At 58.5% G+C, this 18,034-nt stretch carries 18 protein-coding genes; 6 read left to right on the top strand and 12 right to left on the bottom strand.

What is annotated here, in order from left to right; translation table 11 throughout:
- Position 1: 1 nt before the first annotated feature.
- Entirely contained in the window at positions 2–952 is a 951-nt protein-coding gene (locus ACIOWA_RS11355) for a YihY/virulence factor BrkB family protein (protein ID WP_339430935.1), read from the bottom strand.
- Positions 953–1,116: 164 nt separating this feature from the next.
- Positions 1,117–1,308 (bottom strand): CsbD family protein, encoded by a 192-nt coding sequence (locus ACIOWA_RS11350; protein WP_339430936.1) that lies wholly within the window; start codon positions 1,306–1,308, stop codon positions 1,117–1,119.
- A gap of 196 nt (positions 1,309–1,504) precedes the next feature.
- Between ACIOWA_RS11350 and ACIOWA_RS11345 the strand changes: the two genes are divergently transcribed.
- Entirely contained in the window at positions 1,505–1,882 is a 378-nt protein-coding gene (locus ACIOWA_RS11345) for a hypothetical protein (RefSeq protein ID WP_007969330.1), read from the top strand.
- A gap of 77 nt (positions 1,883–1,959) precedes the next feature.
- Here ACIOWA_RS11345 and fadD1 read toward each other — a convergent pair whose 3' ends face one another.
- The gene (gene fadD1 / locus ACIOWA_RS11340) at positions 1,960–3,657 is read right to left on the bottom strand and encodes a long-chain-fatty-acid--CoA ligase FadD1 (protein WP_339430937.1); all 1,698 of its coding nucleotides are present in this window, start codon (positions 3,655–3,657) and stop codon (positions 1,960–1,962) included.
- 360 nt (positions 3,658–4,017) lie between these two features.
- Positions 4,018–5,706 carry a long-chain-fatty-acid--CoA ligase FadD2 gene (gene fadD2, locus ACIOWA_RS11335; RefSeq protein WP_221730730.1) on the bottom strand — a complete coding sequence of 563 codons (1,689 nt, stop codon included), beginning with the start codon at positions 5,704–5,706 and terminating at the stop codon, positions 4,018–4,020.
- Between the two features lie 239 nt (positions 5,707–5,945).
- Here fadD2 and ACIOWA_RS11330 point away from each other — a divergent pair, with 239 nt between their 5' ends.
- Together ACIOWA_RS11330 and ACIOWA_RS11325 are read left to right on the top strand one after the other, a co-directional pair.
- Positions 5,946–6,890 (top strand): lysophospholipase, encoded by a 945-nt coding sequence (locus ACIOWA_RS11330; RefSeq protein ID WP_401159806.1) that lies wholly within the window; start codon positions 5,946–5,948, stop codon positions 6,888–6,890.
- A 42-nt stretch (positions 6,891–6,932) separates the two neighbouring features.
- Entirely contained in the window at positions 6,933–7,403 is a 471-nt protein-coding gene (locus ACIOWA_RS11325) for a MaoC family dehydratase (RefSeq protein WP_071553717.1), read from the top strand.
- A gap of 122 nt (positions 7,404–7,525) precedes the next feature.
- Here the strand turns inward: ACIOWA_RS11325 and ACIOWA_RS11320 are convergent, their stop codons facing one another.
- The gene (locus ACIOWA_RS11320) at positions 7,526–7,993 is read right to left on the bottom strand and encodes a PA2169 family four-helix-bundle protein (RefSeq protein ID WP_339430940.1); all 468 of its coding nucleotides are present in this window, start codon (positions 7,991–7,993) and stop codon (positions 7,526–7,528) included.
- Positions 7,994–8,199: 206 nt separating this feature from the next.
- Between ACIOWA_RS11320 and ACIOWA_RS11315 the strand changes: the two genes are divergently transcribed.
- Together ACIOWA_RS11315 and ACIOWA_RS11310 are read left to right on the top strand one after the other, a co-directional pair.
- Positions 8,200–8,436 (top strand): DUF3820 family protein, encoded by a 237-nt coding sequence (locus ACIOWA_RS11315; protein WP_003227425.1) that lies wholly within the window; start codon positions 8,200–8,202, stop codon positions 8,434–8,436.
- A gap of 29 nt (positions 8,437–8,465) precedes the next feature.
- Complete coding sequence (locus ACIOWA_RS11310; protein ID WP_401159804.1) at positions 8,466–9,647, top strand: aminotransferase class V-fold PLP-dependent enzyme; 1,182 nt, start codon at positions 8,466–8,468, stop codon at positions 9,645–9,647.
- Between the two features lie 5 nt (positions 9,648–9,652).
- On the opposite strand, the gene ACIOWA_RS11305 is transcribed toward ACIOWA_RS11310, so the two are convergent.
- The 4 genes from ACIOWA_RS11305 to zwf form a co-directional block, all read right to left on the bottom strand.
- A complete protein-coding gene (locus ACIOWA_RS11305) occupies positions 9,653–10,378 on the bottom strand; it encodes an intradiol ring-cleavage dioxygenase (RefSeq protein ID WP_339430942.1) in 726 nt (241 codons plus the stop codon).
- 188 nt (positions 10,379–10,566) lie between these two features.
- Entirely contained in the window at positions 10,567–11,232 is a 666-nt protein-coding gene (locus ACIOWA_RS11300; RefSeq protein WP_401159802.1) for a bifunctional 4-hydroxy-2-oxoglutarate aldolase/2-dehydro-3-deoxy-phosphogluconate aldolase, read from the bottom strand.
- A gap of 17 nt (positions 11,233–11,249) precedes the next feature.
- Positions 11,250–11,963, bottom strand: coding sequence for a 6-phosphogluconolactonase (gene pgl / locus ACIOWA_RS11295; RefSeq protein WP_401159800.1), 714 nt, complete (start codon positions 11,961–11,963; stop codon positions 11,250–11,252).
- Complete coding sequence (gene zwf, locus ACIOWA_RS11290; RefSeq protein ID WP_339430944.1) at positions 11,950–13,416, bottom strand: glucose-6-phosphate dehydrogenase; 1,467 nt, start codon at positions 13,414–13,416, stop codon at positions 11,950–11,952. The genes pgl and zwf overlap by 14 nt, the downstream gene beginning before the upstream one ends.
- Positions 13,417–13,642: 226 nt before the next feature.
- Here zwf and ACIOWA_RS11285 point away from each other — a divergent pair, with 226 nt between their 5' ends.
- Positions 13,643–14,503, top strand: a complete 861-nt coding sequence (locus tag ACIOWA_RS11285) for a MurR/RpiR family transcriptional regulator (RefSeq protein WP_171057240.1) — start codon at positions 13,643–13,645, stop codon at positions 14,501–14,503.
- A 146-nt stretch (positions 14,504–14,649) separates the two neighbouring features.
- Here ACIOWA_RS11285 and ACIOWA_RS11280 read toward each other — a convergent pair whose 3' ends face one another.
- From ACIOWA_RS11280 to ACIOWA_RS11270, 3 genes are all read right to left on the bottom strand, one after another.
- Positions 14,650–15,504, bottom strand: a complete 855-nt coding sequence (locus tag ACIOWA_RS11280) for a D-hexose-6-phosphate mutarotase (RefSeq protein ID WP_339430945.1) — start codon at positions 15,502–15,504, stop codon at positions 14,650–14,652.
- 114 nt (positions 15,505–15,618) lie between these two features.
- The gene (locus tag ACIOWA_RS11275; RefSeq protein ID WP_221730722.1) at positions 15,619–16,968 is read right to left on the bottom strand and encodes a carbohydrate porin; all 1,350 of its coding nucleotides are present in this window, start codon (positions 16,966–16,968) and stop codon (positions 15,619–15,621) included.
- A 106-nt stretch (positions 16,969–17,074) separates the two neighbouring features.
- A partial coding sequence (locus ACIOWA_RS11270) for an ABC transporter ATP-binding protein (protein WP_401159798.1) occupies positions 17,075–18,034 on the bottom strand: 960 nt, incomplete at its 5' end.

The raw sequence follows: 18,034 nt of genomic DNA, 5'->3' as shown, positions 1-18,034 counted from the left end.
ATCAGGCTTCGTCAGTGTCCGGCTTGAGCGAATGATCGCGGCCCAGGCCCGAGACATGTTGTTTGGGATGTTCGTCGAGTTCGCCGGGGACTTTCTCGCCCGAGTCCTTGCCCTCGTGGGACATGTGTTCGATCACCGCATTCATCTCCGCGCCGAGCAACAGCACCGCCGAGGAAATGTAGAAGTACAGCAACAGCACGATGATCGCCCCGATGCTGCCATACATTGCGTTGTAGTTGGCGAAGGTTTTCACATAAAACGCGAAGCCCAGTGAGGCAATGATCCACACCACGACTGCCAATACCGAACCCGGAGTGATGAAGCGGAATTCCTGTTTGACGTCCGGCATCACGTAGTAGATCAGTGCCACGGCAACCATCATCAGAATCACGATGACCGGCCAGCGCGCGATGGTCCAGACGGTGACGATGACTTCTTCCAGGCCAACCTGCGCGGCGATCCAGCCCATCACTTGCGGCCCGAGCACCATCAGCGCGGCGGCGGCCAGCAACATGCCGGCAATGCCGACGGTGTAGAAAATCGACAGTGGAAAACGCTTCCAGACCGGCCGGCCTTCGACCACATCGTAGGCGGCATTCATCGCGCTCATCATCAGGCGCACGCCAGCAGATGCGGTGTACAGGGCTATCACGATACCGACCGAAAGCAGCCCCCCCTTGGACTGCTGTAACTGATCAATCACCGGGTTGACCTGTTCCAGCGCCTGCGGTGGCAGCACCAGTTCCGATTGCAGACGCAGCCAGGTAAAGAAGTCCGGCAGGTGCAGGAAACCGATCAGCGCAATCAGGAACAGAATGAACGGGAACAGCGAAAACAGCATCTGGTAGGCCAGTGCCGAGGCGTACGTCGACATCTCGTCGTCGATGAATTCAGTTACGGTGCGTACCATCACCCGGTGCAGGGGCAAACCTTTCATGTCCGGAAATATCATTCGCGTCTCCTTTCGCCGCATTACAGGTTGAAGTCGTGGCGACTCAGGGGCCGTTTTTTACATCACGTTAGCCTACTTGGCGAGCCTCGGTGGGTCAGCGCCTGTTGAGGATACAAAAACGGCCATCCTTGGATGGCCGTTCGTGTCTTTCGTTCAAGGCCCGATTACGCCTTGTCGACGCCCTTCTTGATGGCGTCTTTGGCTTTGCCGACCGCTTGCTGGGCTTCGCCCTTTTTCTCTTGCAGGGTGCCTTCGGCTTGCAGTTTGGTGTTGTCAGTGGCTTTACCCACACCTTGCTTGACGTTGCCGACCGCTTCATTGGCCATGCCTTTTACTTTATCGCCTGTGCTACTCATGGTGTTTCTCCTTGATGCATTAACGAGGAAAAGTCATTACGTAAGGATTGACCGACCCTGTTTGCGCCAAGTTTCATTTTTTTCAGGGGTTCATTTCGTCGCAGCATGCAGGTTGGGCTTTATGTTTGCCGGCGTTGCCTTGAGAATGCGCTCCATATGGGCGCCAAGCGCCAGGAACCGACCCCGCAGGAATGTTATGAAACTCGATAAAAAGCAGGCCATTGCCCGTCGAAACCAGGAACTGGGCGGCGCTGTGCTCGGCACCAACAACTGCCACTTCGCCGAACTGAACCGCAACCGCAACATCTGGTGGTTCGACCTGCCGGTAACGCGCCTGGCCGTGGGTCAGTACGAGTGGATTCACCTGCTGATGCACACGCCGGCCACCGACGAACTGCTGCACCTGAAAGTGCCGACGGTGTTCCTGCGCGAGAAGCTGGAAGGGCTGGTGATTCGCAACGAGGGCAAGCGCAAAGCGGCGCTGAGCCTGGAATTGAGTGCGGACAAGGATTCGTATCTGCAGGACATGCGTCCGGCAGGAACCAATGTGAATTTCGCGCCATTTCGCCAGTAACCGCGAAAACGGCCTCACAGGCACAGAATTTCTCCCGACCAAAAGCAAAAAGCCCTGCATCTGCAGGGCTTTTTGCTTTACGCGGCGTTCTTCGCCTTGATCTTCTTCAGCTCTTCATCACGCAACTCGCGGCGCAGGATCTTGCCGACGTTGGTGGTTGGCAGCGTATCGCGGAACTCCACTGAACGCGGCACCTTGTAGCCGGTGACGTTGGCGCGCATGTGCTCCATTACCTGCTCTTTGGTCAGCGTTACGCCTGGCTTGGCAACGATGAAGATCTTGATCGCCTCGCCCGATTTCTCGTCCGGCACGCCGATAGCCGCGCACTGCAGCACGCCCGGCAGAGTCGCCAGCACGTCTTCCAACTCGTTCGGGTAGACGTTGAAACCGGAGACCAGAATCATGTCTTTCTTGCGATCGACAATGCGCATGTAGCCATCCGGCTGGATCAGCGCGATATCACCGGTCTTCAACCAGCCGTCGCTGTCGAGCATTTCATCGGTGGCGTCCTGGCGCTGCCAGTAGCCTTTCATCACCTGCGGGCCCTTGATGCACAGTTCGCCGATTTCACCCAGTGGCTGCTCGACACCGGCATCGTCGATGACTTTACACAGCGTCGATGGCACCGGAATACCGATGGTGCCGATCTGAATGTTCTGGATCGGGTTGACCGTCGCCACCGGGCTGGTTTCGGTCATGCCGTAACCTTCGCAGATGGCGCAGCCGGTCACGGCTTTCCAGCGCTCGGCGGCGGCCAGTTGCAGGGCCATGCCGCCGGACAGGGTGACTTTCAGCGCGGAGAAATCCAGCTTGCGGAAGCCTTCGTTGTTGCACAGCGCCACGAACAGCGTGTTAAGGCCAACGAAACCACTGAACTTCCACTTCGACAGTTCCTTGACCATTGCCGGCAGGTCACGCGGGTTGCTGATCAGGATGTTGTGGTTGCCGATCAGCATCATCGCCATGCAATGAAAGGTGAACGCGTAGATGTGGTACAGCGGCAGCGGCGTGATCAGGATTTCGCAACCTTCATTAAGATTGGAGCCCATCAGCGCTTTGCATTGCAGCATGTTGGCCACGAGGTTGCGATGAGTCAGCATCGCGCCTTTGGCAACGCCGGTGGTGCCGCCGGTGTATTGCAGCACCGCAACATCACCGCTGTCCGGGTTGGCTTCAGCCACTGGCTGGCCCTGCCCCTTGCTCAGCACGTCGTTGAACTTGACGGCTTTAGGCAGGTGATAAGCCGGAACCATCTTCTTCACGTACTTGATGACGCTGTTGATCAGCAGGCGCTTGAGCGGTGGCAACAGATCGGCGACTTCAGTGACGATGACGTGTTTGACGCCGGTTTTCGGCACCACGGCTTCAGCCAGGTGCGCCATGTTCGCCAGGCACACCAGCGCTTTGGCACCGGAGTCGTTGAACTGGTGTTCCATTTCCCGCGCGGTGTACAGCGGGTTGGTGTTGACCACAATCAGCCCGGCGCGGATGGCACCGAAGACAGCCACCGGGTACTGCAGAACGTTGGGCAGTTGCACGGCGATTCGATCACCGGGCTGCAAATCGGTATGCTGTTGCAGATACGCGGCAAACGCACCGGACAATTCGTACAACTCACCGTAGGTGATTGTCTTGCCCAGGTTGCTGAAAGCCGGTTTGTTGGCGAAGCGTTGGCAGGATTGCTTCAACACTGCCTGAATGTTCGGATACTCGTCTGGATTGATGTCGGCAGCAATTCCAGCCGGGTATTTATCCTTCCAAAAGTCTTCGATCATGGAAGCCCACTCCTCAGCAACGCGAATTCTTCACCGCATTTGATGCGATTATTATTGGTGTGTGTTTTGTATTGGTGAATCTGGCTTCTGGATAGGCCGAGACGTCACAAAGCGCGCCGAGAGTAGCAGCTTTGCCGAGGGTCGACTAGAGCCAAAAGCGGCCCCTACAGTCACATTGATGACTCAAGACTCTCTAGCGGTCATTTTAGAGCAAAAATCCTATAACACCCTGAAAGCCCCGTAATTCGGGGGTATTCCTCCAAAAAGCATCGCGGGCAAGCCTGCATCCACAAGATCTGCATAGATACCTGTGGGTGCGTGGCTTGCCCGCGATCCGCGCAAAGCGCGGCTATTTATCGATCAGGCGATATCGCGCAACTCACGTCGCAGAATTTTCCCTACAGGCGTCATCGGCAACGACTCACGCAAGACAATGTGTTTCGGCACTTTGTAGGCGGTGAAATTCTCTTTGCAGTAAGCCTTGAGCTCTTCAAGACTTACACCGCTTTCGCGCGCCACCACAAACAGCTTAACCGCCTCGCCCGAACGCTCGTCCGGTACACCGATCACCGCGCAGTTGGCGACTTTCGGATGGGCCATGACCACATCTTCGATCTCGTTCGGGTAAACGTTGAAACCGGAGACGATGATCATGTCCTTCTTGCGATCGACGATGCGCACAAAGCCGTCCGGGTCGATCACCGCGATGTCACCGGATTTGAACCAGCCCTCGGCATCCAGCACTTCAGCGGTGGCTTCAGGTTTGTGCCAGTAGCCTTTCATGATTTGCGGGCCTTTGATGCACAACTCGCCACGCTCGCCCATCGGCTGTTCGACGCCGTCATCGTTGATGACTTTCAACAACGTACCCGGTACCGGCAGGCCAACCGTACCCAGACGCGACTGGTCGCCATAGGGGTTGGTACAGGCCACCGGCGAGGTTTCGGTCAGGCCGTAACCTTCGGTGATGCGGCAACCGGTGAGCTGCTCCCAGCGTTCGGCCGTGGCTTTGACCAGCGCGGTGCCGCCGGAGTTGGTCAGTTTAAGGCTGGAGAAATCCAGCGTCTTGAAATCCGGGTGTTCCATCAGCGCAACGAACAATGTGTTCAAACCCAGCAGCGCCGAGAAACGCCAGTTTTTCAGTTCCTTGATAAACCCGGCAATGTCGCGCGGGTTGGTGATCAGCACGTTGTGATTGCCTGACACCATCATGCACATGCAATTCGCGGTGAAAGCATAGATGTGATAAAGCGGCAGCGGCGCGACCATCACTTCCTGGCCCTCGCGCAGCAGTGGCTGCCCGTCAGGGCCCAGTTGCGCGAGACAGGCCCGCACCTGCTGCATGTTCGCCACCAGATTGCCGTGGGTCAGCATTGCACCCTTGGCCAGCCCCGTGGTGCCGCCGGTGTATTGCAGCACGGCGATGTCGTCGAGGCTGGCCTTCAGGGGTTTGATGCCCAGCCCACGCCCCATGCGCAATGCGCTTTTGAAGGAGATCGCCTGGGGCAGCGAATACGCCGGCACCATTTTCTTCACTTTGCTGACCACGGTGTTGACCAGCCAGCCTTTGGCTGTGGGCATCAGGTCGCCCATCTTCGCTTCGATCAGGTATTGAATGTCGGTGTCGGCCAGCACTTCCTGAACTTTCTGGCCGAACATGTTCAGGTACACCAGCGCTCGAGCGCCGGAATCCTTGAACTGATGGCGCATCTCCCGCGCGGTGTACAGCGGGTTGGTGTTGACCACGATCAGCCCGGCGCGCAAGGCGCCGAACACGGCAATCGGGTAATGCAGGACATTGGGCATCTGCACCGCGATGCGGTCCCCGGGCGCAAGATCGGTATGCGCTTGCAGGTACCCTGCGAAGGCAGCGCTCTGGCGCTCAAGTTCTGCGTAGGTCAAGGTCACGCCCATGTTGCTGAAGGCCGGGCGATCGGCGAACTTCTTGCAGGAACGCTCAAACACCTCGATCACCGACTTGAATTCACCCATGTCGATGTCCAGCGGTACGCCGGCCGGGCGTTTGTCATTCCAGAAATCAGGTTGCATTGTTCTTGTCCTCTTTACCTGAGCTGATCCGGGGCCGCGTTTCTGTCATTTCTCGTTCATCCCTTGAAAGCAGAAAGCAAAAAGCGGAGCTTCACGGACACTAGCAGTTATGGCCAATCAGGCAAATACGGGCAAAGCCGTCATTGATCGTATGAATCTTCCTGCCGTCGTGTGGGCTGATCAGACGAAGAACAACGAATGCGCTATACACTGTTTCGACTCTGAGCAAAGGAATCGCCATGATCCACGACACTTTATGGCTGGACGCGAGTGACCGCAGCCGCCTCTTCGTCAATCTGTGGTTGCCCAAGACTCCGCTGAAAGCGTTGATCCTGCTGGCCCATGGCATGGCCGAGCACAGCGGGCGCTACCAACGGCTGGCTGAAAGGTTCTGCGCCCAGGGCTACGGCGTGTACGCCCCGGACCTGCGTGGACATGGCAAAACCGCCGAAAACGGCACCCTGGGGCATTTCGCAGAGAGCGATGGCTGGTGCAAAGTCGTCGGTGATCTGGCCAGCCTCAATCAGTACATCGGCCAGCAACATCCCGGCGTACCGATCATTCTGCTCGGGCACAGCATGGGCAGCTACCTGGCCCAAGGTTACCTGCTGCACCACAGCGCCAGCCTGCACGGGGCGATTCTCAGCGGCTCGAACTTTCAACCGGTAGCGCTGTACGGCGCCGCGCGGCAGATCGCCCTCCTGGAAAAACTGCGTCAGGGCGCCAAGGGTCGCAGTGCGCTGATCGAGTGGTTGTCGTTCGGCTCGTTCAACAAAAAATTCAAACCGGTGCGCACACCGTTCGACTGGCTCAGCCGCGATCCGGCCGAAGTCGACAAGTACGCTGCCGACCCGCTGTGCGGCTTTCGCTGCACCAATCAGCTGTGGATCGACTTGCTCGGCGGCTTGCAGCAAATCAGCAAAGCGTCCACTCTCGCCCAGATCGACCCGGGCCTGCCGCTGCTGGTGATCGGCGGCGAATGTGATCCGGTGAGTGAAGGCAAGCGTCTGACAGATCTGGCCAATGCCTTGCGCACGGCCGGCAGCCACAACCTGCAACTGAAGATCTATCCGCAGGCGCGGCACGAATTGTTCAACGAAACCAATCGCGACGAAGTGATCGCCGATGTGCTGACCTGGATCAATCAGGCCCTGAGCCATCCGCGCCCTCATCGCAGCGAATAATTTTTTGTGGATTCATTTAATCCGTCACAGGAACCCAGACCGATGACCCAGGTTACCAACACCCCTTACGAAGCCCTCGAAGTCGGCCAGACTGCCAGCTACAGCAAGACTGTCGAAGAGCGCGACATTCAGTTGTTCGCCGCCATGTCCGGCGACCACAACCCGGTACACCTGGACGCCGAATTTGCCGCCGCCAGCATGTTCAAGGAACGCATCGCCCACGGCATGTTCAGCGGTGCGCTGATCAGTGCAGCCGTTGCCTGCGAATTGCCTGGACCGGGGACTATTTATATCGGTCAGCAGATGAGTTTTCAGAAGCCGGTAAAGATTGGCGACACACTGACCGTGCGCCTGGAAATCCTTGAGAAGCTGCCGAAGTTTCGCGTGCGGATCGCCACTCGCGTGTTCAACCAGCGTGATGAATTAGTGGTCGATGGCGAAGCTGAGATTCTGGCGCCGCGCAAACAACAGACCGTAACCCTGCCAACCTTGCCGGCGATCAGCATCGGCTGATTGGCTGCACAACACAAAGTGGGAGCGGGCTGGCTCGCGAAGAGGTCGTGTCAGCAACATCATCGTTGCATGACACACCGCATTCGAGAGCAAGCCCGCTCCCACCGTTTTTTCAGCGTGGCTTACGAACGAGCGCGAGCCTGGTTACGCAGGGCTTTCACCTGGTCGTGGTTGCGTTGCGCACCATGGTACTGGCGTTCAACCAGGTCGCGAATACCGACCAGATTGTGCTTGTTGATTTTCTCCATGGCTTCACGATAAGCCTTCAGCGCATGGTCTTCACCGCGCTCGGCTTCGTTAAGCACAGCTTCTTCGTCCTTGCCGGTAAACATCGCTTTGACGTCGACCCAACGGCGATGCAGGTCACCGCTGACGCTGGTGGACGTTTCCGGATCACCGCCCAGTTTGCGCACTTCAGCTTGCAGTTCCGCAGCGGCGGTAGCGCAATCGGCAGAGCGGGTGGTGAACAGCGTTTTGAGTTCAGGATGCTTGATGTCTTCAGCGCAAGTCTTGAACCCTTCCTGACCGTCTTTGCTGGTTTCAATCAGGTCATTGAGTACAGAGATGGCTTCTTTATTCATGTCAGTCATTTTTTCAATTCCTTGCGGTTGGTTGAAGATGCAAGGGATATTGCAGTGTGCGTGCCAGTTTTCTATAAATAAAAAAATCTTTATATATCAATGCTTTAAATGTAAGTGAACTATCTGCATCAAGGATATTTGCATGATCTGTCATTTGGCCTGCATGCAGAATGCCTGTATTTTCCACTCTGATTTGAAGCCAGACGATCTCACTGATGAATCCCGAAAAACTCGAACTGTTGATCACCCGCGAAATGCCCTTTGGCAAATACAAGGGCCGGATCATTGCCGACCTGCCGGGGCCTTATCTCAACTGGTTCGCCCGCGAAGGTTTCCCCCACGGTGAACTCGGTGGCTTGCTGGCCTTGATGCAGGAAATCGACCACAACGGCCTCTCTGACTTGCTCGAACCGCTACGCGCAAAACACGGCAAACCTGCCCCGCGCCACTGACGCGCCCTCCTCTACAGAGCTTGCCAACCATGCCCGACAACACCCGCCGCGCCCGTGACGAAGCCTTCTGGCAGACGTTCGCCGATCGTTATGACGCTCAACCCGGCCCCGTGAACCTGGAAAACGGTTACTTCGGGCGCATGTCGCGCACGGTGATCGAGGAGTACCAGCGCAACATCGAGCGGATCAACAACAGCAACTCGGTGTATGTGCGCCAACGCTTCGAACAGCACGACAACCTCGACATTCGCGCGCAACTGGCCGAGTTGATGGGCGTACGCGCGCAAAGCGTTGCCTTCACACGAAACGCCACCGAAGGCCTGCAATCGCTGATCCGCAACTACAACCGCCTGCAACCGGGCGATCAAGTGCTGATCTGTGACCTGGAATACGACACGGTAAAAGGCGCCATGCGTTGGCTGGCAAAGCATCGCGGTGTAGAGGTGATCGAGATTGCCCACGCGCACCCGGCGAGTTTCGACAGTTTGCTGCAGGCCTACCGTGAGGTGTTCATCCGCCACCCGAAACTCAAGCTGATGGCGTTGACGCATGTCACCCATCGCACCGGCCTGGTGATGCCGGTGCAGGCTATTGCCGCGCTGGCCAAGGAGCACGGCGTCGACATCATCCTCGACGGAGCCCATGCCCTGGGCCAGATCGAGTTCGATCTGGAAGCATTGGGCATCGCGTTCGCCGGCTACAACCTGCACAAATGGATCGGCGCGCCCCTGACCCTTGGCTTTCTCTATATCGCCCCGCAGCGCCTGGCCGACATCGATCCGGACATGGGCGAGATGCACTATCCGGTCAACGATATCCGCAGCCGCACTTCCTACAGCACGCCCAATATTCCAGCGCTGATGAGCCTCCCGTTGGTATTCGAGGAGCACCGTTCGCTCGGCGGCGCACCGGCCAAAGGTGCACGCCTCAATTACCTGCGCAATCTTTGGGTCAGCGCCGTGCGGCACTTGCCGGGCATTGAAGTCATGACCCCGGACGATCCACGGCTGTTTTGCGGGATCACTTCTATGCGTTTCACCCGCCACGACGATCAACAGGCGATGGCTGAGCGACTGCTCAACGACTACAACCTGTTTACCGTTGTGCGCACTGGCGCAGCCTGTGGACCGTGCATTCGCATCACGCCGGGGCTGACCACCACATCTGCCGACATGCAGTTGTTGACCCGTGCGCTCAACGAGCTGCGTTAACGCGGCTATACGGTGTACTTGTCGAAGTCCTCGGGCCTGATCTGCGTCGACACCGCAAAGGTGTCGATGCCGAGGGTGAGGTGGCCGAAATAGCCGTCCTCGTGGGAGTCGCGACCGATCGGCCAGACAGCGAGGGTCGAGGCTTCGCCGCCCATACCGGCGTAAATACTGTCCTGGCCGTTGTCCAGCGGCAACGATGCCCGCCCCCGATAGGCTTTGGCATTGAGCACCGAGCGTGAAACGACCTCGGGAAAGTACAACTGCCCCACCCACGCCACACAACGCTCATCAAGGTATTCACTGCCGGCAACCATACGCACCGCGACATGAATGTGCAGCGTGCGACCGGCATAGAATCCCGGATAGATCGTCGTGAAACGTACCCTGCCCTTTTGATCGCAAAACTGGCTGCCACGCAGGTAGGTGTGGTCGTCGGTGCGCGGGATCGAGCCGATATCTTCAACCTCGACTTCGAGATCGGGATTGATCCGGCTCCAGCCCGAATAGGCCCCTCGCGCATTGCAATGCCAGATGTCCACGAGGGCGCCACTGACCGGCTCACCAGTCATTGCATCGACAATGGTCAGGCGCAGGATCAACGGCAGGCCTTCAGCACCTTCGCTGATGTTGCGACGCAACAGTTTGGGATTGCGAAAATACGGCCCGGCGATTTGCTCGGGGGCCAATTGATATACAGGTTGCGGTGATGGGGATGCGGGATCTCGATCCATGACAGGTGCTCTCTTCCATAAGAAGAGCGCAGATTAGCGTCGTGCGCAAAACTCGGTGCGGTAACTATGTATCGAGCAATGTATCTGCGACTTTTTCAGGGCAAAAAAAAACGGTGCACCGACCAAGCGCACCGTAAAGCCGTAGAACACACAACGAAGTGTCAGGTAAAGCTGTCAATCCACAAGCATCAGTCCAGCAGCGCCAATGCCTCGGCGGTGCATTCCTGAATGCGTGCCCAGTCGCCGTTCTTGATCCACTCCGGATCCAGCATCCAGCTACCGCCTACACACATGACGTTTTTCAGCGCCATGTAGCTCTTGATGTTGGCAGGGCCCACGCCGCCGGTCGGGCAGAATTTCACTTCACCGAACGGGCCGCCAAGGGCCTTGATTGCCGCCACGCCACCGCTCACTTCAGCCGGGAACAGCTTGAAGCGGCGATAGCCCAAACCGTAGCCTTCCATGATGCCGGAGGCATTGCTGATGCCCGGCAACAGCGGAATCGGGCTGTCGACGCTGGCTTGCAGCAGGTCGCGGGTGATGCCTGGGGTGACGATGAATTGCGAACCCGCCGCTTCGGCCGCCGCAAGCATGTTGCGATCAAGCACGGTGCCGGCACCGGTCATCAGTTCCGGACGCTGTTCGCGCAGGATCTGGATGGCCTTGAGACCGAACTGCGAACGCAGGGTCACTTCCAGCGCGGTGAGGCCACCTGCGGCCAGGGCGTCGGCCAGTGGCAGCACGTCCTGTTCACGAGCGATGGTGATCACCGGCAGGATCCGCGCCTTGGCGCAGAGGCTGTCGATCAGGGCAACTTTGTCCGCCATGGAAACGGTCGGGGATGGGTTTTTCATAGCGGCTGTTCCTTGGCTCATGGGCACCAGTAAATCTCTAACGTGGGTTGCAGAAACGCGCGAACCGGCATGGCAGCGACATCGTCGGATGCCAGCGCGGCATTCAGGGTGGTCAGTTTCGATTGACCGGAAATCGACAGAATCTTGTGCTTCGCCGACGCCAGCAACGCCCGGCTCATGCTCAGACGCTGATGCGGCACGGTGGGCGCCAGCATCGGCCAGCAACGGCGGGTGCCGTCGACCTGCAACGCCTCAGTGAGGTTCGGGCTATCGGGAAACAGCGACGCGGTATGACCGTCGTCGCCCATGCCCAGCACCAACACGTCAATCGGCGGCAATTCGGCGAGCAGACGGTCAGCCTGCTCGGCGGCTTGTTCGACATTCGCCGCAGCGCTGTAAAGGCTCAGAAATTGCGCCTTGGCGGCGGGGCCTTTGAGCAGGTACTGCTTGAGCAGACCGGCATTGCTGTCGGCGTGTTCGACCGGCACCCAGCGTTCGTCGGCGAGGGTCACGACGACCTTCGACCAGTCCAGTGCCTGCTTGGCCAGGTGCTGGAAAAACGCCACCGGGCTACGACCGCCGGACACCACCAGCACAGCGTTGCCGCGTGCAGCAATGGCATCGGTCAGTTGCTTGGCAACGTAAAGCGCCAAGCCTTCGGCCAGCGTCGCCGGGCTCTTGAATTCATGGGCGTTCACGCCCTCGGGCAGTTTCACATCAGATATCGCCATACCACGACCTCCCGTCCCGCGTGATCAATGCAATGGAGCTCATCGGCCCCCACGACCCGGCCGCGTACGGCTTGGGCGCGTCACCGGATTTTTTCCATCCGGCGATCAGCTGGTCACACCACTTCCACGCGGCTTCGATTTCATCTTTACGGACAAACAGGTTCTGATTGCCGTTCATCACTTCCAGCAACAGCCGCTCGTAGGCATCGGGGATCCGCGCGCTACGCCAGGTGTCGGAGAAATTCAGTTGCAACGGGCCGCTGCGCAGTTGCATGCCTTTGTCCAGGCCCTGCTCTTTGGTCATCACGCGCAAGGAAATGCCTTCGTCCGGTTGCAGGCGGATGATCAGTTTGTTGCTGATCTGCAAGCGCTGCTCGGGGGCGAAGATGTAGTGCGAGGGTTCCTTGAAGTGGATGACGATCTGCGACAGCTTTTGCGGCATGCGCTTGCCGGTTCGCAGGTAGAACGGCACGCCGGCCCAGCGCCAGTTGCGGATGTCGGCACGCAGGGCGACGAAGGTTTCGGTGTCGCTCTGGGTATTGGAATTCGGCTCTTCGAGGTAGCCCGGTACGGACTTGCCTTCACTGTGACCGGCGATGTACTGGCCGCGCACCACTTGAGTGGTCAGGCCTTCCGGGCTGATCGGCGCGAGCGCCTTGAGCACTTTTACTTTTTCGTCACGGATGCTGTCGGCGGACAGATCGGCCGGTGGATCCATGGCGATCAGGCAGAGCAGTTGCAACAGGTGATTCTGGATCATGTCGCGCAGCTGACCGGCCTTGTCGAAGTAACCCCAACGGCCTTCGATGCCGACCTTCTCGGCCACCGTGATTTCCACATGGGAAATGTAGTTCTGGTTCCACTGGGTTTCGAACAGGCTGTTGGCAAAACGCAAGGCGATCAGGTTTTGAACGGTCTCTTTGCCCAGGTAGTGGTCGATACGATAAGTGCGGTTCTCCGGGAAGAACTGCGCCACGGCATCGTTCACTTTGCGCGAGGATTCGAGATCGGAGCCAATCGGCTTTTCCAGTACCACGCGGGTGTTTTGCGCCAGACCGACGTTCGCCAGGTTCTCGCAGATAGCGCCGTACACCGCCGCCGGCGTGGCGAAATAGGCAATCATGCGCTGCGAACTGCCCGCCAGCTCGGCCAGCGCTACATAATCTTCAGCCTTGAGAAAGTCGACGTGCAGGTAGGTCAGGCGCGCCAGAAAGCGCTCGGCGACGGCCTCGTCCAACTCCTTGCCGACGTAGCGGCGCAGTTCATCGGCGATGAACGCCATGTGCTGCTGCTCGGAGCCGGCTTCACGGGCCAGCGCGATAATGCGCGTGTCCTCGTGCAACAGGTCGGCGCCATCGAGGTGATAAAGGGCAGGAAACAGCTTGCGCAGGGCCAGATCGCCAAGAGCGCCGAACAAGGCAAAGGTGCACGGTTCAACCGTAATCGAAGGCATGATGTTTGTTCTTTTATCAAGTTAAGCTACAAATACCTTTTTTCAAGGCATCACTCAAGGGAAAATGTAGTAATAACCACAACATTTTCACAGAATACAGATTCCGAGTGGTGGTCGGTCGGAGCCATCAGTAGGATAGGCCACCGTTACGGGCCATATCAAAGGCCCAATTTGCATAGCCCGGCGCACCTTTGCGCATGTGAATTAGGAATTCCATATGGACCGCGTGCGAAATTTACTGGAACAGATCCAGAGTCGCCTTGAAGACCTGAACAAGGCCGAACGCAAAGTCGCCGAGGTGATCCTGCTCAACCCGCAGCAGGCCACCCGCTTCAGCATCGCCGCCCTCGCCCAGGCCGCGTCGGTGAGCGAGCCGACGGTCAACCGTTTCTGCCGTTCGTTCGGCGTCAGCGGCTACCCCGAACTCAAGCTGCAACTGGCCCAGAGCCTGGCCAGCGGCGCGGCCTATGTCAGCCGTGCGGTGGAAGCCGATGACAATCCCGAAGCCTATACGCAGAAGATTTTCGGCAGTGCCATTGCGTCACTGGACAGCGCTTGCCAGGCGCTGGACCCGAACCTGATCAGCCGCGCCGTCGACCTGTTGATTCAGGCGCGGCAAATCCACTTCTTCGGCCTCGGTGCGTCAGCGCCAGTGGCGCTGGATGCGCAGCACAAGTTCTTTCGGTTCAACCTGGCGGTGACGGCGCATGCCGATGTGCTGATGCAGCGGATGATCGCTTCGGTGGCTCACACCGGCGAACTGTTCGTGATCATTTCCTACACCGGCCGCACCCGTGAACTGGTGGAAGTGGCGCGCATTGCCCGGGAGAACGGCGCCTCGGTGCTGGGTCTGACCGCCGAGAACTCGCCGCTGGCCAAGGCCAGTACGCTGAGCCTGAACATTCCGCTGCCGGAAGACACCGACATCTACATGCCGATGACCTCGCGGATCATTCAGTTGACCGTGCTGGATGTGCTGGCGACCGGTATGACCTTGCGTCGCGGGGTGGATTTCCAGCCGCATCTGCGCAAGATCAAAGAGAGCTTGAATGCGAGCCGGTATCCGGTGGGTGACGAGTTCAACTGATCCAAAATCTCGGCTGATTGATCCGGCCTCTTCGCGAGCAAGCCGCTCCCACAGGGGATCTGTTTTGAACACAAATCCTGTGTTCATTGAAGGTCCAATGTGGGAGCGGGTTTGCTCGCGAAGCCGTCAGGCGACTCACCACAAATTCAGGCCGCAGCCCACGCCTGCAAACTCAAATGCGCCTTAACCCCCGGCGCCAGATGCAGGCTGTCCGTCCCGCCCGTCGCCGCTTCAACACAAACAAATTCCGAGATCTCATCCCAACTCACGCCCAACAGCGGCCGCGAGCCTGGATGCCAGACCACCGTGTCCGCCGTGTCACCGGTGTCAATGCACAACTCGCGCTGCCAGGCGTGATCCTTGAGCTGTAACTCGCCGTCGTGCTGGAACACCCGCTGGCAGCCACCCTCGACCCGCAACTCGCCTTCCTGCTGGCAAACCTGACGGTTCAACTGGTCATAACCCTGCGCGCCTTCGAGGCCGGACAGCGCTATCTCACCGACATCACCAATACGCCAGTAAGCGTGCAACGCCTGGCTCAACTGACACGGCATGTCGTCCTGATGCTCGGTACTCAGACGCAACTCCATGCGCTCGCCCAAGTGCGCGTGTAGATCGACCTGCCAATCGCACAGTTGCAATTGCCAGTGCAGGCGCACGCCATCCTCGGCGCTGCTGCTGTCGAGCAATTTCCAGTCGAGCAGCCGCGCCCAGCCATGGGACGGCCACGCGTTTTCGCTCGGATGGCGGCCGTACCACGGCCAGCACACCGGCACCCCACCGCGAATGGCACCGACATGCGGCCATTTCGCCGCACACCACAACCACGGCTTTTGCCCGCGTGGCTGAAAATGCAGCAACTGCGCGCCCTGACGACTGAACACCGCCTGACACAGCGGATGATCGATCACCAACACGTCGCGCATCTGATAGCGCTCCCAGGCGAACACCGGCTGTTCGCGCAAGGATCTGAAAAAGCGTTGCAGCGGATGCTCATGCATTGGCCACGGTCCTGAACTCGTCTTTCATAGGGGTGCGCCTGCCCCCAAAAAAAAGCGGACAGCCTTGGCTGTCCGCAAATATGCGCACATAGAGAGGAGCTTATCGCAGACGCGTTAGAACACCGACTGAATTTTCAGACCGGCGACCAAAGCGTTGTCCACTGCGTCCACTCCACCTGGATGAGTGATGTATTGCAGGTTAGGACGTACGGTCAGCCAGTTAGTGACGTGGAAGCCGTAGTTGATCTCGTAGTTGTATTCGGTTTCACGAATCGGCGAGAACACCGGGTTGTCGTAATCCGAAACACCGTTGGATGCATTGAGCAGTTCGGCGTTTTTCTTCACGTCATCGTTGACGTGAATACGCGCAGCGCCAATACCGATGTCATCTTTTGGACGCGCGTCGAACGGGCCTTTGTAGACAAACATCACCGACTGATAGTTGTCGATGAAGTTGGTGTCCTTGTCGTGGAACGTGGCGTTGGCGGCGATGTTCAGACCGCGGGTCGCGTCACCGTTGTGGCTGGTGAGTTGCTGTTGCGCCACGAACCAGTAGCCGTGCTTGCTGCTGTGGGTGCGGTAGGCGTTACCGGTGGTTGCAGCGTCGTTGCCGTTGATGTCTTCGCGGACATCGCTGGCATCAGCGGTGCTCTTGTAGTAACCGACGCGGTATTCGCCCGGCAGGCTGTTGACCTTCGGCGACCAGACCAGTTCGACCGGCAGAACAGTACCTTTGGTGCCGCTGCCGCTGAGCTTGAAGCCGTTGCCGTGTTCCAGTTGCGACGGGTTCTGGTTGTACGCACCGATCTGCGCGTAGAGCTCGTCGTTGATGTTGTACTTCACGCGGATCGCGGCTTGGCTGACGGGCCAGTTGTACCAGATGTTGGTCGCCCAGTTACCCACCTGGGAGCCGCAGAACGCCAGGTTCTGGAACTCGCACGGGAAGGTGTTGAAGTCTTCGCCTTCACCGAAGTAACCGGCCTTGACGTCGAGCTTGTTGTCGAAGAACTGGTGCTGAATCCACAACTGGGTCAGACGCACCATGTGGCCACGGCCGTAAACTTCTTGAGACGAGCTCAAGGTGCCGGCACGCGGGTCGCCCACGCGGTCGTTGGAGATGTTTTGACCGTTACGGTTGGTCAGTTGAATCTTGGCCTGAGTGTTGTCCCAGCCCCACAGTTTTTGCAGATCCAGTGCCACGCCCAAACCGAACTGGTCGCTGTAGCGGCCGGTCTTGTCGTCGTTGTAGCCACCGTGCAGGTTGCCACCGACTTCCCCAACGTAATCGGCCTTGATGTCGATACCCTGCTCGATCAGCTTGGTCCGCTCACCACCCCAGTCGCCCGTCATCCATTTGGAATCGGAGCTGAACGCATCGGCGGCCATGGCATTGCCGGCCAGCACCAAGGCTGCCGCTGCTGACACTTGGCAGATCAACCGGGCATTGACGTGTTTCTTTTTCATCCCTACATCCTCGTCTTTATTGTTATTAACTGTTTTTATCTAACGCGGTTTACATAAAGTGCGATGGATTACAGGCAATCCACCGCGTGCTCCCACATTTTGTTCTTCAGCGGCCTTTGAACTGGGCCACGTTGGCAGACCGCGCTTCGGACTGCGCCTGACCGGCAACACCCAACCGCTCGCCAGTCTTGGCATCGAACAGCAGCACTTTCGACGGATCGAATTGCAGCGTCAGGTTCTCGCCCACCTGCGGCGCCACGTCCGGTGCCAGACGGCAGCAGACCTTGGTGTCGTTGAGGTTGACGAATACCAGCGTGTCGGGACCGGTCGGCTCGGTCACCTGCACTTCGGCGCGAATGCTCGGCAGGCCATTGCCCTCGTCGCTGGCCAGAACAATCTGCTCCGGGCGCAGGCCGAGGATCACTTCGCGATCTTCAAGACCGGCGTCCTGCATGCCCATCGGCAACTCGCAACGCGCCTGGCCACTGTCGAGCAGTGCCAGCAGACGACCGTCCTTGCGCTGCAAACGCAGCGGGATGAAGTTCATCGGCGGCGAACCGATGAAGCTCGCCACGAACAGGTTGGCCGGGTCGTTGTAGATCTCTTTTGGCGTACCGAACTGCTGGATGATGCCGTCCTTCATCACCGCCACTTTGTCGCCCAGCGTCATCGCTTCGATCTGATCGTGGGTCACGTAAACCGTGGTGGTTTTCAGGCGCTGATGCATCAGTTTCATTTCGGTGCGCATCTCGACGCGCAGCTTGGCGTCGAGGTTGGACAGCGGTTCGTCGAACAGATAGATCTTCGGCCGACGCGCCAGTGCACGGCCCATCGCCACACGCTGTTGCTGACCACCGGAAAGCTGACCGGGCTTGCGGTTGAGCAAGTGTTCGATCTGCAACAGCTTGGCCACGCGAGCGACTTCTTCATCGATCGCCGACTGCGCCATCTTGCGGATCTTCAGACCGAACTCGATGTTCTCGCGCACGCTCATGGTCGGGTACAGCGCGTAGGACTGGAACACCATGGCGATGTCGCGATCCTTGGGGCTCATGCCGCTGACGTC

Source organism: Pseudomonas sp. NPDC087614 (genome assembly GCF_044743485.1).
GTDB classification, from domain to species: domain Bacteria; phylum Pseudomonadota; class Gammaproteobacteria; order Pseudomonadales; family Pseudomonadaceae; genus Aquipseudomonas; species Aquipseudomonas baetica_A.
The sequence above is the reverse complement of the archived record's forward strand: the minus strand, read 5'-3'. Positions and strand labels throughout refer to the sequence as shown.

Excerpts from the sequence above, each read along its gene's own strand:
- ACIOWA_RS11350 (WP_339430936.1), bottom strand. The coding sequence starts at position 1,308 with ATGAGTAGCACAGGCGATAAAGTAAAAGGCATGGCCAATGAAGCGGTC.
- ACIOWA_RS11305 (WP_339430942.1), bottom strand. The coding sequence starts at position 10,378 with ATGGATCGAGATCCCGCATCCCCATCACCGCAACCTGTATATCAATTG.
- ACIOWA_RS11325 (WP_071553717.1), top strand. The coding sequence starts at position 6,933 with ATGACCCAGGTTACCAACACCCCTTACGAAGCCCTCGAAGTCGGCCAG.
- ACIOWA_RS11345 (WP_007969330.1), top strand. The coding sequence starts at position 1,505 with ATGAAACTCGATAAAAAGCAGGCCATTGCCCGTCGAAACCAGGAACTG.
- fadD2 (WP_221730730.1), bottom strand. The coding sequence starts at position 5,706 with ATGCAACCTGATTTCTGGAATGACAAACGCCCGGCCGGCGTACCGCTG.
- ACIOWA_RS11320 (WP_339430940.1), bottom strand. The coding sequence starts at position 7,993 with ATGACTGACATGAATAAAGAAGCCATCTCTGTACTCAATGACCTGATT.
- ACIOWA_RS11300 (WP_401159802.1), bottom strand. The coding sequence starts at position 11,232 with ATGAAAAACCCATCCCCGACCGTTTCCATGGCGGACAAAGTTGCCCTG.
- ACIOWA_RS11310 (WP_401159804.1), top strand. The coding sequence starts at position 8,466 with ATGCCCGACAACACCCGCCGCGCCCGTGACGAAGCCTTCTGGCAGACG.
- ACIOWA_RS11280 (WP_339430945.1), bottom strand. The coding sequence starts at position 15,504 with ATGCATGAGCATCCGCTGCAACGCTTTTTCAGATCCTTGCGCGAACAG.
- ACIOWA_RS11275 (WP_221730722.1), bottom strand. The coding sequence starts at position 16,968 with ATGAAAAAGAAACACGTCAATGCCCGGTTGATCTGCCAAGTGTCAGCA.
- ACIOWA_RS11315 (WP_003227425.1), top strand. The coding sequence starts at position 8,200 with ATGAATCCCGAAAAACTCGAACTGTTGATCACCCGCGAAATGCCCTTT.
- zwf (WP_339430944.1), bottom strand. The coding sequence starts at position 13,416 with ATGCCTTCGATTACGGTTGAACCGTGCACCTTTGCCTTGTTCGGCGCT.
- fadD1 (WP_339430937.1), bottom strand. The coding sequence starts at position 3,657 with ATGATCGAAGACTTTTGGAAGGATAAATACCCGGCTGGAATTGCTGCC.
- ACIOWA_RS11355 (WP_339430935.1), bottom strand. The coding sequence starts at position 952 with ATGATATTTCCGGACATGAAAGGTTTGCCCCTGCACCGGGTGATGGTA.
- ACIOWA_RS11330 (WP_401159806.1), top strand. The coding sequence starts at position 5,946 with ATGATCCACGACACTTTATGGCTGGACGCGAGTGACCGCAGCCGCCTC.
- pgl (WP_401159800.1), bottom strand. The coding sequence starts at position 11,963 with ATGGCGATATCTGATGTGAAACTGCCCGAGGGCGTGAACGCCCATGAA.